The organism is Komagataeibacter melaceti, assembly GCF_003403295.1.
In the GTDB taxonomy this organism is placed as follows: Bacteria; Pseudomonadota; Alphaproteobacteria; order Acetobacterales; family Acetobacteraceae; genus Komagataeibacter; species Komagataeibacter melaceti.
Genome location: NZ_QUWV01000055.1, coordinates 34,919 through 49,803, shown reverse-complemented (window position 1 = coordinate 49,803; position 14,885 = coordinate 34,919). Strand labels below are relative to the sequence as shown.

The following is a 14,885-nucleotide window of genomic DNA, read 5'->3' as shown; positions in this document are numbered from 1 at the left end:
GTCGTTGACCGGGGGGCGGGACGGGGAGGGAGGTGTATCCATGCGGTCGGTTTTCTGCCTGCTGTATGAAGGGCCGGGCCATCACGAAAATAGGGTCACGGATCGACTCTGCCATAGTATTACCATGGGTGCTGGATGGACTGGGTTAATGAATGTAACACTCTCGCCAAAGGGCGTAAGTGGAAATCCGCGGGGTATTTCAGTCCGCGTCCTTTCCGGCGGATGCGCCGTCATGCCCGCTTACGGATGCGCCCGCATTGGCTGACAGCCCGCGCAGGATGGGCAGCGCCAGCAGCGCGACCCCGCCACAGATCATGAATGTCAGGCTGTAGTCCAGCCCCCGCGTCGATACGGGCGGCACAAGGTGGAAGATGGCCAGCGCCCCCGCCGCAAGGCATATGCCCAGTGTCAGCATCACCTGCTGGCAGGTGGCGTACAGGCTGGTGGCCGCACTCATGCGCGCGGGGGGCACATCGGCATAGGCCACGGTGTTGTAGCCGGTAAACAATAGCGTCTGCCCCATGCCGTTCACGCCCAGCAGCACCAGCAGCCACGCCATGCCCATGCCGGGGCGGAACAGGGCCAGCAGCCCGCATATGCACGGCAGCACGAGGCTGGCCGCGCACATCACTGCGCGGAACCCCCGGCCACGATAGATGCCCGGCGCGACGGAACGCATGATGATCGCCCCCACCGGCGCGATGAACGTGATCAGCCCGCTCTGCGCCGCGCTGGCCCCGAACCGGGTCTGGAGCAGCGAGGGCAGGAGGAAGATGATCCCGGCGGTGGCCACGCGCGTAAGCCCGCCCGCCAGGACCGAGATGCGGAAGGTCGCGATCCGTAGCAGCGCCGGGTCAAGGACCGGGTGCGCCAGCCCGCGCGCATGGCGCAGATAGGCCACGGCGCAGATGGGGGCCAGCAGTAGCAGCCCCACCGATAGCGGGCGCGGAAAGCCCGGATGGGTCAGCAGTTCCATGCCGAATATCAGCCCCGCCAGCGCGGTGGCGGACAGGATATTGCCCTTCAGGTCGAAGGGTGGGGGCTGGCTGGCCCGTGACTGCGGGATGAAACGCCCCGCCAGCACGATGGCCAGCAGGCCAAGCGGCAGGTTGATGTAGAAAATCCACCGCCATGACAGCCATGTGGTCAGCAGCCCCCCCAGCACCGGCCCTGACATGGGGCCGATCGTGGCGGGCAGCATGACCCACGCCATGACGGACAGCAGTTCCGACTTGGGCACCGTGCGCAGGATGACCAGCCGCCCCACCGGCACCATCATCGCCCCGCCCGCGCCCTGCACCATGCGCGCCAGCGCCAGCACCGTCAGGCTGGGCGCCCACGCGCATAGCAGCGAGCCGGACAGGAACAGCATGATGGCGCAGCGCAGCGTCGTCCGGCTGCCAAAACGCTCCGCCATGTGGCCCGATGCGGGAATGAGTGCGGCCAGCCCGAGCATGTACACCGTAAGGGCGATGCTGGTCTGCGGGATATCGACATGGAAGTCGCGCGCCATGGCGGGCAGCGCCGTGACCAGCGCCGTGCCGTCGATCTGTTCCATCATCATGAGGCTGGCCACGATCAGGGCCATGAACCGCTTGTATCTGGTGGAAACGGAGGCCATGCCCGCAGGGGGCCGGGGCAATGCGGTGGCGGCTGTCGTCAAGGGGGGCATGATGATGCATGATAGACGGTACGGAACCCGATGCGCCATCGCCGCGTTATGAGGTTACGTTACACACCTGCGCTATCATGGAGCGAATAGAATGTCGGACGACACCCCCAACACAATCGAGACCAAAGCCACTGGCGTCGTGGATCAGGGCGTAGGCCGCCTGAAGGATGCCGCCGGTGGCCTGACCGGTGACGCCGGGCTGCAGGCGGAGGGGAAGGTTGACCAGCTTGCCGGTATGGCGCGCCAGGAATTTGCCGATCTGTACGAGGAAGGCGAGGGCCGGATCGAACGCGCCGTGACCTTCGTGCGCGAACGCCCGCTGTTCTCGCTGGGTATCGCGGCAGCACTCGGGACCATCATGGGGCTTATTTTCATCCCCCGCCGCAAGGGCTGATACAGCCCCGAGTCGTTTTTTTTTAATTTTAAGGGACTCGATGAGTCCACAGCATCTTGCGCAACCCTGCATAAAAATGGTTTCCATCCTTTCAGAACGGAAATCGGATGCGAATCGGGCAGTTACAGGTCGATTCGCATCCGGACGGGAAGGAATGGATGCCGGATTACACGCTTGAGCAGGCGCATGGGGGACTGGTCGCCGGGGTGGACGAGGTTGGTCGCGGCCCGCTGGCTGGCCCCGTCGTCGCGGCGGCGGTCATCTTCTCCTCCGGCGTGCCGGGCGTGCTGGCCGAACGGCTGGATGATTCAAAAAAGCTGAAACCCGCCGTAAGGCAGCAGCTTTACGATATCCTGCACGGCACCCCCGATATCCTGATCGGCGTGGGTGCCGCCTCGGTTACGGAAATCGAACAGCACAACATCCTGCGCGCGTCATGGATCGCCATGCAGCGTGCCGTCGCGCGCCTGCCGCGCCCCCCTGAACTGGTTCTGGTTGATGGAAACGCCGCACCCCGCTTCGGGTGCCCGGCGCAATGCGTCGTGGGCGGGGATGCGATCAGCCTCTCCATCTCGGCGGCGTCCGTCGTGGCCAAGGTCATTCGTGACCGGCTCATGACGCGGCTTTCCCTGCGCTGGCCCAGCTACGGCTGGGAACGCAACGCGGGCTACGGCACCCCCATCCACCGTGCGGCGCTGGAAGCCGATGGCGTCAGCCCGCACCATCGCCTTGCCTTCGGGACGGTGCGCCGCATCGTGCAGGCTTCCATTCCCCGGTTTTCACCCCCAAGCACGGAGCAGCCATCATGCTGAACAGATCATGAGCGGTGCGGTTATGATGGAATTGCCTCTGGACCAGGTGCTGCGGGGGGACTGCGTGGAAATGATGCGCACGCTTCCCGATGCCTCGATCGACTGCGTGTTTGCCGATCCGCCTTACAACCTCCAGCTCCGTGGCGAACTGCGCCGCCCCGATGACAGTATCGTCGATGGCGTGGATGATGACTGGGACAAGTTTGCTGATCTCAAGGCCTATGACGCGTTCACCCGCGCCTGGCTGGGTGAGGCACGGCGCGTGCTGCGCAAGGACGGCACGATATGGGTGATCGGATCGTACCATAACATTTTCCGTATCGGTGCGATCCTGCAGGATCTGGGGTTCTGGATACTGAATGACGTCATCTGGCGCAAATCCAACCCGATGCCCAATTTTCGCGGCCGCCGGTTCACCAACGCGCATGAAACCCTGATCTGGGCGGCGCGGGGGCCGGACAGCCGCTACCGCTTCAATTACCAGGCGATGAAGGCGCTCAATGACGATGTGCAGATGCGCTCCGACTGGTACCTGCCGCTATGTACCGGCGGCGAACGCCTGCGTAACGAGCACGGGCTGAAACTGCACCCCACGCAGAAGCCCGAAAGCCTGCTGCACCGCGTGCTTGTCGCCTCGACCAATGTGGATGATGTCGTGCTGGACCCGTTCGCGGGCACCGGCACCACGACTGCCATGGCGCGCAGGCTGCGGCGGCGCTTTATCGGGATCGAGCGCCACCCGGACTATGCTGAGGCCGCGATCGGCCGCGCCCGGCGCGAAAAGCCCGTGCCGCTGGACAGCGTGCTGACCACCCCGGCCCGGCGCGAAAGCCCGCGCGTGCCCTTTGGCCTGCTGGTCGAACGCGGGATGGTGCCGGCGGGCACGGTGCTCATGGACCGGCAGAAGCGCGTGCGGGCCACCGTCTCGCCCGATGGCACGCTGGTCAGCGGGCGCAACCGTGGCTCCATTCACAAGATGGGCGCGACCCTGACCAATGCGCCATCATGCAACGGGTGGACATTCTGGTATTTTGAACGGGGGGATACCATGGTGCAGCTTGATGAACTGCGGGGCGAAATCCGGGCGGAGCAGTCAGCCGTCGCGTCCTGATGGCATGGTCATGGCTCATGGGACGGACATGACGGCTGCAACGCAGTGGAAGGCTACGCGTCATTCCGCCGTTGCGACGGATGACTACCTGTTCAGCCAGTTGATCCCCTATATCGGCAACAAGCGCAAGCTGCTGGGCCTGATCGCGCAGGCCATCGCCGCAACCGGCGCGGTGCCGCAACGGACCGATTTCGTGGACCTGTTTGCCGGGACGGGGGTTGTCTCGCGCCTGGCCAAGAGCCTTGGCTTCCGCGTCGTATCCAATGACTGGGAACCCTATAGCGAACTGCTGAACCGCTGCCATGTGGGGATGCAGTCGGCCCCGGTCTTTCACGGTGGGCGCAGTTACGATCAGGTCATTGCCGAACTCAATGCCCTGCCGCCCGAGGAAGGGTGGGTCACGCAACACCTCTGCCCCGATGATGACGTGCATTACGACACTGCGCGCGACCGCATGTTCTACATGCGCAAGAACGGCATGCGCATTGACGCCATCCGCAACCGCATCGCGCAATGGGAGCAGGACGGCCTGCTTGATGCAGGGCAGAAAGCCTGCCTGCTGGCCCCGTTATTGTACAGCGCCAGCTACAACAGCAATACCAGCGGCCTGTTCAAGGGATTTCACCATGGCTGGGGCGGGCGCACCGGCACCGCACTTTATCGTATCGCGGCGGAACTGAGCCTGCGTCCGGCCTGCTTTTTTGATAACGGGCGTGACAACCCCGTCCTGCGCATGGATGCACAGCAACTGGCCGCGAACCTGACCGACCATGTGGGGGAGGGCGCCATTGCCTATGTGGACCCGCCCTATAACCAGCATCCCTATGGCGCGAATTACCACGTGCTCAACACGATCGCCCTGTGGGACGGGCCGGAACTCGCCCCCAAGATCACCGGGCGGGACAAGGCAGCCATACGGCAGGACTGGCGCACCCAGCGCCGCAGCCCCTACAATTACCGCAGGCAGGCGCTGGCGGCGTACAGGAGCCTGTTATCGTGCCTGCCCACCCACTGGATCGCAACCAGCTACAGCACGGACGGCTTCATACCCCTTGTGGATATGGTCCGCGCCAACCATGAACGTGGTGATGTGCAGGTCTTTACCCGCAGCTACAAGCGTTACCGTGTGAGCAGCCAGCGTTATTCCCCCCGCCCGATGACGGTGGAATTCATCCTGCTGACCAATACCCGCCGCCGCGCCACGCGCGGGGTAGATGAAATCACCCATGAAATCACCACGATCGAGGCGGGCCTGAACGCCCCGGCCTGACAGGTCGGACGGGCTAGCTGCCGCCGAAGCCCAGAAACCCGACGGAGGGTTCGGCATGTCCGCCTGATGCATCGTAGCGCCGGTCCGCCGAAGCATGGGTCGAGCCATGCCGGGGCATGGTCAGCGGCGGCATGTCATCCCCGCCTTCCTCCAGGCTGTTGGAGGCGAAATGCGGGTCTGAATCCGAAAAGGTGCGCATGGACAGCAGCAGGAAGGTGATGTCGTTGCGGTTCAGGTCGATCGCCATATCCAGCGGCGACTGGCCCAGTTCGTTATGCCCGGTCATGTCGGCGCCCCGGTTCAGGGCTTCCTTCGCCGCGCCAAGACTGCCGCGGTTGATGGCGTCGAACAGCGCATCCGTCGGGTTCATGTCGGAATTGGCGTGGCCGTGTTCTTCCTCACGCGATTCAGCGCCGGGCAGGGCGGCAGGCGGGGCAGCCGCCTTTGCAGCACGGCGGGCCTCGGCCTTTTTTGCGGCGTCAGCGGCTTCGGCTTCCGCCTCGGCATCGTCGGCTTCCTGCGCGTGCGCCATCTGGACAGGCACGCACACGGCAGGCACGCCCGCGAACAGGGCGGTGACAAGAAGATATATACCGGATCTGGAAATCATGTCCTGTCCCGAGAGTGAGCGTCCGGCCCGTCGCGCGGCACGACCACCACGATACCGGACAGGCCTGTTGATTAGCGCAAAATGGCGGCGGATGCGATATCTAATCATATCTGCGTCATGCACGGCTTTCCCGCCACCATGCCACAAGCAGCATCAGGATCACGAACACGCCCACGGCCCATGCGGGCAGGAGGGTGCGCGCCTGCTGCCCCGAGACACTGTGCGCCCCGCGCGCGGGAAAGGCGAACTGCCCGGTTGAGGAGCCATGCCTGCCGTTTTCCATCACGAACTGTGGCAGGGACGGGTGGCGGGGGTCATCGCCCAGCCAGTGTATGCCCCCGCCCGTGGCGGCCACGATCGGGGTAAGGATGGAGGCCGTGGCCCGCAGGTCAGCACTCTCCACCGGGTCTTCGGCGCGGGGGGCGGCAAAGGCTTCATGGCCCTCATCATCGCGCACGGTCCATATCCCGTCCTGGCGCGCGGGCAGGCGGGCGCGGCTCAGGCCGGTATTGTCGGCAGGTTCCAGCGTGACCGACTGTATCGCGCCATCGGGTGCGATCACATGCACCACCGGCGGCGGACCTGCGGTGATGGCGCGGCGGGTGATCGTCATTTGCCCTGCGGTGATGGTGGCCTCAAGCTGGTTTTCCTCCAGTTCCGGCTCCTTCATCAGCCAGTGCGAGATACGCCGCAGCAGTTCCGACTGCGGGCCGCCACCGCCCTCGCCATGTGACCACAGCCATGCCTGATCCGACAGCAGGAAGGCGACACGCCCCTTTCCCGCATGGTCAAGCACCAGAAGGGGCTGCCGGTCGGGCCCGGTCATCAGGACCTCGCCACGGGATGCGTCCGTGCGCAGGCTGCGGTACCACGGCCCCCAGCCCGGCGTGGCGCCCGCATGCTCCGGCGCGCCGGGCAGGCCGGAGGTTACCGGATGGCGCTGGCCTGTATCGGTCAGGTCGGGCCGGAAACGCTGCACGGCCATGCCGTCGCCTGTCGAGACATGGGCAGGCAGGATGTTGGACAGCGCCGTATCCTGCAACGAGCCGGGGGTAAGGAATTCGGGCCCGCCGATCAGCAGCAGCCCGCCACCGGCGCGGATGTGGTTGACGATGTTGCGCAGGTAGGATTCCGGCAGGATGCCCCGGTTCTCGAACCCGTCCAGAATAATGAGGTCGAACTGCCCGATCTTCTGCTGGAACAGTTCATTGACCGGAAAGGCGATCAGCGCGAGATCGGACAGCGGCGTGCCATCATCGCGGTCGGGTGGGCGCAGGATGGTGAAGTGCACCAGATCGACCGAAGGGTCGGCCTTGAGCAGCCGCCGCCATACGCGCTCGCCCTGGTTTGGCGTGCCGGACACCAGCAGCACGCGCAGCCGGTCGCGCACGCCGTTGATGCGGATGACATCATGGTTGTTGCGTGTCGAGACCTCGCCGGGCAGTTCCGGGGCGGACAGGCCGACCAGCATCTCGCCGGGGTGGGTGACGGGCAGGGTAATGTCCTGCGGCTGGCCGATCCGGACGGGGCGGGTAAAGCTGGCACCATCCCCCAGTGTCAGGGTCAGTTGTGTGGTTGCGTCGGGGGCGGGGTGCGCGCCCTGGTCGTCAACTTCCACACGGATGGTTACGTCCTTGCCCACGATGGCGAAGGGCGGGGCCTGCAGCACGCGCAGGTGGCGGTCGGTTTCCTCGCCCCGGCCCGTCAGTAATACGTGCAGCGGCAGGGCGGTGCGGTGGCCGTGCCCGTCATCGGGGTTGAGCATGTCGGGCACGCTGGCCGGAACGTCATGGTCCTCGCCATCCGTAATCAGGACCGCGCCCGCCAGGCGCGAGGGCGGGATGTCGGCTGCCGCCTGCTGCAGCGTCTCGAACAGCCGTGTGCCGCCATGCCGGGTCTCGCGCAGGGTCACGATACGGGGCACCAGCCCCGGCACGCGGTTCATCTCGGCCTGCGCCTGCTCGGCGGCGTTGCGCGCCATGTCCGCGCGGTTGCGTTCGGACATGGAGGCGGACTGGTCCACCACCACCAGCGCCGTTTCCGGCAGGGGGCGCCATGTTTCGGTAATACGCTGGGGGTTGCACAGCCACGCGATGACCGCCACCAGCGCCAGCAGCCGCCACAGGCTGCCACGCACCCGGCGCAGCAGGCCGGACACCGTCAGCACGATGGCGGCGGCCAGCAGCAGGTAGATGGCCCACATGGGGATGAGGGGGCTGAATGCCATCATGTGGCGTGACAGGTCGGGCATGTCCATCACTCCCCAAGCCGCTTCAGCAGGGCGGGCACATGCACCTGATCCGCCTTGTAATTGCCCGTCAGCGCGTAAATGACGGCGTTGACCCCGAACCGGTAGGCCGTGACCCGCTGTTCCGCCCCGTCGGGAACGGGGGCGTACGGGGTATTGCCGCTGTCATCCACGGCCCAGGCATGCGCCCAGTCATTGCTGCCGATAATCACGGGGCTGACGCCATCATTCGTGCTGTCGCCTTCTTGCGCCACCCATACTGGCATGCCGTCGTACCGGCCGGGAAAGTCATGCAGCAGATAGAAGGTATGCGACAGGACATGATGGTTATCGAGCCGGGTAAGCGGCGGAATGTCCAGCCCCGCCGTCATCCGCCGCAGGGCTGCCGCCGTGCCGGGAGCCGAGCCGGTAAAGCCGCTGGCGCTGTCCGGCGCGGTGGCGGGGTCCTGGCCCTGCGTGTCGATCAGCAGGATGCCGCCATGGCGCATGTAGGTATTGAGCGCCGCCGTGCGGGCGGGACTGGTCGTGGCATCAGCCGTGACTGGCCAGTAGATGAGGGGGTAGTAGGACAGGTCATCACGCTCCGGCACCACACCGTCAGGGTGGCCCAGCACGGCGGATGTCCGGGCATTGACGTAATCGGACAGGCCCTGAAGCCCTTCGCGCGATACGGTGTCGATATCGGCGTGGCCGGTGTCGATATAGGCCAGCCGCGTTTCAAGTGCGGCCGCAGGCACGTTGGCGGGCAGTTCTGCCGCATGGGCGGGGCCGTGCGCCACGCAGGCGCATAATATCATTCCTGCCGCCACGCGGCGGGTCCATTTGCGCCCGCGCTGGAAAACCGTCACCGCGCCATCGGCCAGCAGCAGCAGCGCCGCCAGCACCATGAGCAGCGGCCCGATGGTGATGTCTCCCACCTGTCCACCCAGATCCGACACGGTGCCCACGGCGGACTGCGCCACAAGCGGGGCGGGATCATCGCCCGGGTTGAGCGCACGGCGGCTGTTGCGCGGTCCGTACAGTCCCGGCGGATGCTCGGGCGAGGGCCCAGTATGGCCAAAGGCATCGGCCCGCAGCGCCTGTGCGCCCGCAGGCGGGGAGACCAGCGTGCCATCCCCGTCCATTACCATATAGGGGGCCAGCAGGGTGGTGCCCGCAGGCGTATCAATGCCCGATGCCTGATCGATCAGGTGTTGCAGCATACCCACGAACAGGCCCGACAGGGGCAGGTTCGACCATTCCGCCGTGCTGGTGACATGAAACAGCACCACCTGCCCCCGGCCCAGTGCGGCATGGGTGACCAGTGGCGTGCCATCGGTCAGCCGCGCCCAGCTATGCGCCTGCAGGTCGGTGGAAGGCTGCGCCAGCACCTGCCGCGAGACGGTGACATCATCGGGAACCTCAAGGTCATGGAACGGGGAGGAAGCCGGGAAGGCCGCCAGCCGTTCCGGTTTGCTCCATGACATGGTGCCACCCAGCACACGTTCCCCCCCCATGAGTGGGACCGGCAGGAGTGCGTCGGCCGGGGCGTGGCCGGGGCTGTCCGCCCCCTGAATGAGCAGCGGCCCCGCAAAGCGGACCAGCGTGCCGCCCGCGCGTATCCATGCCTCGACCTTCTTGCGGCTGTCCGGGCTGCCCAGAGTGCCGTCAGGGGCGATGATAACCGAAAGCGGGCGGGAAAGCAGCGTGTCCAGATCGCCCTCGCGCAGTTCGGCGCCGGGCTGGAGCGCGCGGCGCAGATAGAACAGGCTGCCCATGAGTGGCGTGTCGGAACTGGACCCGGCAATCAGCCCCACCGGACGCTGGCGCTCGCGTTCATCCAGCAGCCGCAGGCCCGCAGGCCCCGTCACACCGTCGAGCGAGAGGTGGTCGAGCCTGTTGCGCATCTCCGCCGGCAGGTCGGGCGTGACATCCACATGGTCCGCGCCGGCAGGCAGGGTCACCGGCAGCAGGCCCAGCGTGCCGCCGGTCGGGGTTTCAAGGCGCAGTTGCCACGTGCGCGGCACGGCGCGCGGTACGGCGCGCAGGCGAGTGGCCAGGCTGCCTTCCCCCGTGGGGGTGGGGGAGAGCAGGGTAATGGCGGCATCCGGCAGGCGCATTTCATGCACGGGGCCGATTTTGGCCAGTGCGGCGTCAAAGGCGGGATCGGCGGGGCTGGCCAGCCCGTCGGCAATGTAGATGACGGGGCCATGCCAGCCCTGTCCGGCCAGTTGCGCCAGCGCCCCGGCCGCCGCCGCGCGGTCCACCGGCCACGGGCGCGGCAGCATGGGGTCGATGACGCCACGCAGCATGTCGGCCTGCCGCGCGGGCTGGACCGCAATGGTGTCCAGCGCATCGTTGCGCGCCGTCAGCAGCAGCCGTGCGCTATGTCCCCCGCGTGAAAGATGGTCGAGCATGCTGTCCAGCGCGTGGAGGCGCTGGGGCCAACTGGACGCGGCGGCCCAGCCATTGTCCAGCACGATCAGGCAGTCGGCATCGGCTACGCCAGCCTGCCCGCGCGGGAAAACCGGCTGCGCCAGCCCCAATACCAGCCCCAGCACTGCAAGGCAGCGCAGCAGCAGCCGCCATGGCGGGGCGGAGGTCGCATCCGGCGGGGGCGCGTCAAGGCTGGCCAGCAGCGTTACGGGTGGAAAGGACTGCTGCCGCGGGGCGGGCGGCAGCGCATGCAGCAGCCACCAGACCACGGGCAGGGCCAGCAGCCCCAGCAGCATCCATGGTGCGAGAAGGATCATGGCCTGCCCCCCATGCCCGGCAGGGCGTGCAGCGCCAGCAGGGCACTTTCAGGCGGCTGGTCGGTCATATGCAGCACCGGCGGGCTGCCCGCGGCCTGACACAGCGTGCGCAGCCGGTCCTGATGGCGCTGCCAGATCGTGGCGTAGTCGTGCCGTAGTTCAGCACTGCCGGTCAGCAGCAGGGGCGCTTCGTTTTCCAGCCCGGTAAAGCGCACATGGCCTTCATAGGGCAGGCGTGTTTCTGCCGGGTCCACGGTTTCCACCAGCGTGCAGGTGGCCTGCCGGGCAGTCAGCGCGCGCAGGAAGGTGGCCAGCACGTCCGGCGGATAAAGCCCGTCACCAAACAGCAGCACGCGGCTGCGTGTGGGGACGGAAGCCGGCTGGGGCAGGGTGGGCGTGTCCGTTGTGGCGCGCAGGGCCGCGATCAGGCTGTGGGCCATCTGCTCCAGCGCGCGGTGGCCATACAGGCGCAGCGGGGGCGCGCCATCGGTTGCCAGCAGCCGGACATGTTCGCCCTGGCGCAGCAGCATGGCAGCGCAGGCCAGCGCGAGCAGGAAAGCGCGCTCGGCCTTCAGGGGAAGTCCTTCCTCCGAATGCCAGCGCATGGAGGCACTGTTATCGCACCAGATGCAGATGGTGTGGGGGGTCTGTGCCTCCCGCTCCCGTACGAAGGCACGGTCCCCCCGCGCGGACTGCCGCCAGTCGATCTGGCTGGCAGGTTCGCCTGCCGCTGCGGGACGGTACTGCCAGAACTCGTCACCCTGTCCGGCCTTGCGGCGGGGGTGGCTGCCCTGGCCCATGTTTTCGGCAATGCGGCGCGCGGTGGCGACCAGCATGGGCAGCCTGCTGGCCAGTGAATCCGCCAGAGCGGTCGCGGCTACCGCGTTGCGGGGCAGGAATGCGGTTTCCGCCATGCCCGGCGCGGGGGCCGCCCGGCCCGCGGCCTGCCGCGCGCCGCCATACAGGCGTGAAAGGAGGGACCGGGGGGAAGGCAATGTCAGCCGATCCGTCCGACCAGCGTATCGACCAGCGCGGGCAGGCGGACATTTTCCGCCCGCGCGGTAAAGGACAGCGCCATGCGATGGACCAGTATGGGGTGGGCAAGGGCGGCCACATCCTCGATGGAGGGGGAAAGGCGACCCTCCAGCAGCGCGCGTGCGCGGGTGGCCAGCATCAGCGCCTGCGCCGCACGTGGTCCCGGCCCCCAGGCCACGGCCTCGCGGATGGTGGGGTCATCGGTGGTTTCGGGGCGGGCGGCGCGGACCAGCCGCACGATCGCATCGACCACCTGCTCACCCACCGGCAGGGCGCGCACCAGGGCCTGTGCCTGTATCACGTCGGCTGCGGTCAGCACGGGTTCGGCCGTGGCCGTGGTGGTGCCGGTGGTTGCCAGCAGCATGCTGCGCTCGGCATCGGCGGAGGGAAAGTCGAGCGTCACCTGCATGAGGAAACGGTCAAGCTGGGCCTCCGGCAGGGGGTAGGTGCCTTCCTGCTCGATCGGGTTCTGGGTGGCCAGCACATGGAACGGGCGCGGCAGGCGGTGGTTGGTGCCCGCTATCGCCACCTCACGCTCCTGCATGGCCTGCAGCAGGGCGGACTGGGTGCGGGGGCTGGCGCGGTTGATCTCATCAGCCATGAGAAGCTGGCAGAAGACCGGCCCCGCCACGAAGCGGAAGCTGCGGCGGCCGCTTTCATCCTCATCCAGTATTTCACTGCCCAGAATGTCGGACGGCATGAGGTCGGGCGTGAACTGCACGCGGCGTGCATCCATGCCCATGACACGGCCCAGCGTCGTGACCAGCAATGTCTTGCCCAGCCCCGGCGCGCCCACCAGCAGCGCATGCCCGCCCGCCAGTATGCTGGTCAGCACCAGGTCCACCACCCGGTCCTGCCCCAGGATGACACGGCCGATTTCCGTGCGCACGCGCGCCAGTTGCCTGCTCATGCTTTCGGCCTGCGTGGCGATCTGCTCGCCCGTCAGGGCGGGGGATGTCATGCCCGCCTGCGGCGCTGCATGGAGGGAAGGGTTATCATCCATGGTCATCATTCCAACAGTCTGACACGTCCGGGGGTTTCATCAAGCCGGTGTTGATCCCTATATCAAGTCAAGCAGCTTCCATAGTGTCGGGTTAACGCAATTGATGGATGATTTCGAGGCAGGACAGACCCTGCCGCCCCCAGCCCTGAAGCCAGCGGCCACATGCGGCGCGCTGCCTTTCCTTATCAGGCGGGATGGGACATGGCTGTACCGTGGCAGCCCCATCCGCCGCAAACCGATGGTCTGTCTGTTCGCGTCCACCCTGCGGCGCGACGCGCAGGGCGGCTATCGCCTGCAGACGCCGGTCGAGCAGGGCACGATCGAGGTGGAGGACGCCCCCTTCGTCGCCACGGAACTGGAATGGCATGGATGCGGGCGGGCGCAGGTGCTCTCTTTCCGCACCAATGTCGATCAGGTGATCTGCGCCGGGCCGGAGCACCCGATTCGCTGCGCATGGGACGTGCCGTGCGATGGCTGCGGCACGGGGCCGGTGCCCTACCTGCACATACGCGATGGCGATGGCGCCTGGCCGATCGAGGCGCGGATAGCGCGCGCGGTCTATTATGAACTGGCGGCGCTGGCGGTGGCGGGGCACCATCAGGGCGTGCCCTGTCTTGGGGTCTGGAGCCAGAATGTGTTTTTCCCGCTATCCACCATGCCTGATGATGGCTGTGCATGATCGCGGCTGACCCGCCACTGGCGCGCCTGCGCCGCGACATGCCCGACGTGATGGCCCAGCTTGAACGGCTGTGGGCCATCCTGCCCGATGCCCGGCTGGTGGGCGGCGCGGTGCGTGACCTGCTGCTGGGGCGCGGGGTGACGGACATGGACCTTGCCAGCCCGCATGCCCCCGAATCCGTGATGGAGCTGCTCCGCCATGCCGGGATAAAGGTGGTGCCGACCGGCCTTGCGCATGGCACGGTCACTGCCGTGCTCGATGGTCGCCCCTTCGAGATCACGACCCTGCGCCGGGATGAGGAAACCGACGGCCGCCACGCCACCGTGGCATGGACCCATGACTGGCGGGAGGACGCGGCCCGGCGGGATTTCACCATCAACGCCATGTCGTGTGACAGCGCGGGCGTGGTCCATGACTATTTCAACGGGCAGGCCGACCTGGCGGCGGGGCGCATCCGCTTTGTGGGGGAGGCCCACCAGCGCATTACGGAAGATGCGCTGCGTATCCTGCGCTTCTTCCGCTTTCAGGCCCGTTACGGGCGTGGCGCCCCGGATGGGGCGGCGATGGTGGCCATAACCGGGCTGGCCGGTATGATCGACCGCCTTTCGGTCGAGCGGATATGGCTTGAACTCCGGCGTATCCTCGTTGGCCCGCAGGTGGTGGCGACGCTGGAGCAGATGCGCGACTGCGGCGTGCTGGGCCATGTCCTGCCCGAAGGCTGTGACATTTCCCGGCTGGCGCGCCTGCTGGCCTGTGATGCGCCGGTGGATGCCATCCTGCGCCTGGCGGCACTGGTGGTGGGGGAGCCGCGTGCGGTGTCGCAACGGCTCAGGCTCTCGCGTGCCGACAGCACGGCGCTGGCGCAGACACGGGGCACGGTCATGCCGCTGCCCGGCATGGACGCGGCACGGCTTGCCCCCATGCTGGCGGATCATGACCGGCGTGACCTGATGTGGCGTACATGGCTGCGGCAGGCTGATGATTCCGGCGCGCCCGATCCGGCATGGACGGCCCTGCGCACCATGGTCGATGGCATGGAAAAGCCGGTTTTTCCACTGACGGGGCGTGACCTTGTCGCGGCGGGCTGCAATCCCGGCCTGACCGTGGGGCGTGTGCTGGGGCAGGTGCGGCAATGGTGGCTGGAAGGCGGCTGTACGGCCGATCATGCCGCCTGCATCGGGCGGATGCAGACGGTTTTGCAACACGAGCGACATAATTTGTAACAATATGTGGTAACGCTTTGTTTTGCGCAGCCATGCGGCTATAGGCCGACGAATGAACGTAATTCAAACGCCTGAGGCCGACAGGCACGCCGCGCC

General features: G+C 66.8%; 12 protein-coding genes. 6 read left to right on the top strand and 6 right to left on the bottom strand.

Annotated features, from left to right (window positions below; translation table 11 throughout):
- Window positions 1-199: 199 nt before the first annotated feature.
- The gene (locus tag DY926_RS07380; RefSeq protein WP_408886038.1) at window positions 200-1,672 is read right to left on the bottom strand and encodes an MFS transporter; all 1,473 of its coding nucleotides are present in this window, start codon (window positions 1,670-1,672) and stop codon (window positions 200-202) included.
- Window positions 1,673-1,763: 91 nt separating this feature from the next.
- Here DY926_RS07380 and DY926_RS07375 point away from each other — a divergent pair, with 91 nt between their 5' ends.
- The 4 genes from DY926_RS07375 to DY926_RS07360 all read left to right on the top strand — a co-directional run bounded on the left by DY926_RS07375 (window position 1,764) and on the right by DY926_RS07360 (window position 5,259).
- Window positions 1,764-2,066: a CsbD family protein gene (locus DY926_RS07375; RefSeq protein ID WP_116702785.1), complete on the top strand. Its 303-nt coding sequence runs from the start codon at window positions 1,764-1,766 to the stop codon at window positions 2,064-2,066.
- 158 nt (window positions 2,067-2,224) lie between these two features.
- Window positions 2,225-2,878, top strand: a complete 654-nt coding sequence (locus tag DY926_RS07370; protein WP_116702788.1) for a ribonuclease HII — start codon at window positions 2,225-2,227, stop codon at window positions 2,876-2,878.
- 7 nt (window positions 2,879-2,885) lie between these two features.
- Window positions 2,886-3,989 (top strand): site-specific DNA-methyltransferase, encoded by a 1,104-nt coding sequence (locus DY926_RS07365; RefSeq protein WP_116702784.1) that lies wholly within the window; start codon window positions 2,886-2,888, stop codon window positions 3,987-3,989.
- A 10-nt stretch (window positions 3,990-3,999) separates the two neighbouring features.
- Window positions 4,000-5,259: a DNA adenine methylase gene (locus DY926_RS07360; RefSeq protein ID WP_241503104.1), complete on the top strand. Its 1,260-nt coding sequence runs from the start codon at window positions 4,000-4,002 to the stop codon at window positions 5,257-5,259.
- Between the two features lie 13 nt (window positions 5,260-5,272).
- On the opposite strand, the gene DY926_RS07355 is transcribed toward DY926_RS07360, so the two are convergent.
- The 5 genes from DY926_RS07355 to DY926_RS07335 form a co-directional block, all read right to left on the bottom strand.
- On the bottom strand, window positions 5,273-5,869 hold the full coding sequence (locus tag DY926_RS07355) for an ankyrin repeat domain-containing protein (protein WP_116702782.1): 597 nt from the start codon (window positions 5,867-5,869) through the stop codon (window positions 5,273-5,275).
- Window positions 5,870-5,984: 115 nt separating this feature from the next.
- Window positions 5,985-8,120: a VWA domain-containing protein gene (locus DY926_RS07350; RefSeq protein ID WP_186336105.1), complete on the bottom strand. Its 2,136-nt coding sequence runs from the start codon at window positions 8,118-8,120 to the stop codon at window positions 5,985-5,987.
- Between the two features lie 5 nt (window positions 8,121-8,125).
- Window positions 8,126-10,849 carry a DUF4159 domain-containing protein gene (locus DY926_RS07345; protein ID WP_116702780.1) on the bottom strand — a complete coding sequence of 908 codons (2,724 nt, stop codon included), beginning with the start codon at window positions 10,847-10,849 and terminating at the stop codon, window positions 8,126-8,128.
- On the bottom strand, window positions 10,846-11,844 hold the full coding sequence (locus DY926_RS07340) for a DUF58 domain-containing protein (protein WP_241503103.1): 999 nt from the start codon (window positions 11,842-11,844) through the stop codon (window positions 10,846-10,848). The genes DY926_RS07345 and DY926_RS07340 overlap by 4 nt, the downstream gene beginning before the upstream one ends.
- A gap of 2 nt (window positions 11,845-11,846) precedes the next feature.
- Window positions 11,847-12,896, bottom strand: coding sequence for an AAA family ATPase (locus tag DY926_RS07335; protein ID WP_116702779.1), 1,050 nt, complete (start codon window positions 12,894-12,896; stop codon window positions 11,847-11,849).
- A gap of 94 nt (window positions 12,897-12,990) precedes the next feature.
- On the opposite strand from DY926_RS07335, the gene DY926_RS07330 reads away from it, so the two are divergent.
- On the top strand, window positions 12,991-13,566 hold the full coding sequence (locus DY926_RS07330) for a DUF1285 domain-containing protein (RefSeq protein ID WP_116702778.1): 576 nt from the start codon (window positions 12,991-12,993) through the stop codon (window positions 13,564-13,566).
- Window positions 13,563-14,789 (top strand): CCA tRNA nucleotidyltransferase, encoded by a 1,227-nt coding sequence (locus DY926_RS07325; RefSeq protein WP_116702777.1) that lies wholly within the window; start codon window positions 13,563-13,565, stop codon window positions 14,787-14,789. The genes DY926_RS07330 and DY926_RS07325 overlap by 4 nt, the downstream gene beginning before the upstream one ends.
- Window positions 14,790-14,885 lie beyond the last annotated feature (96 nt).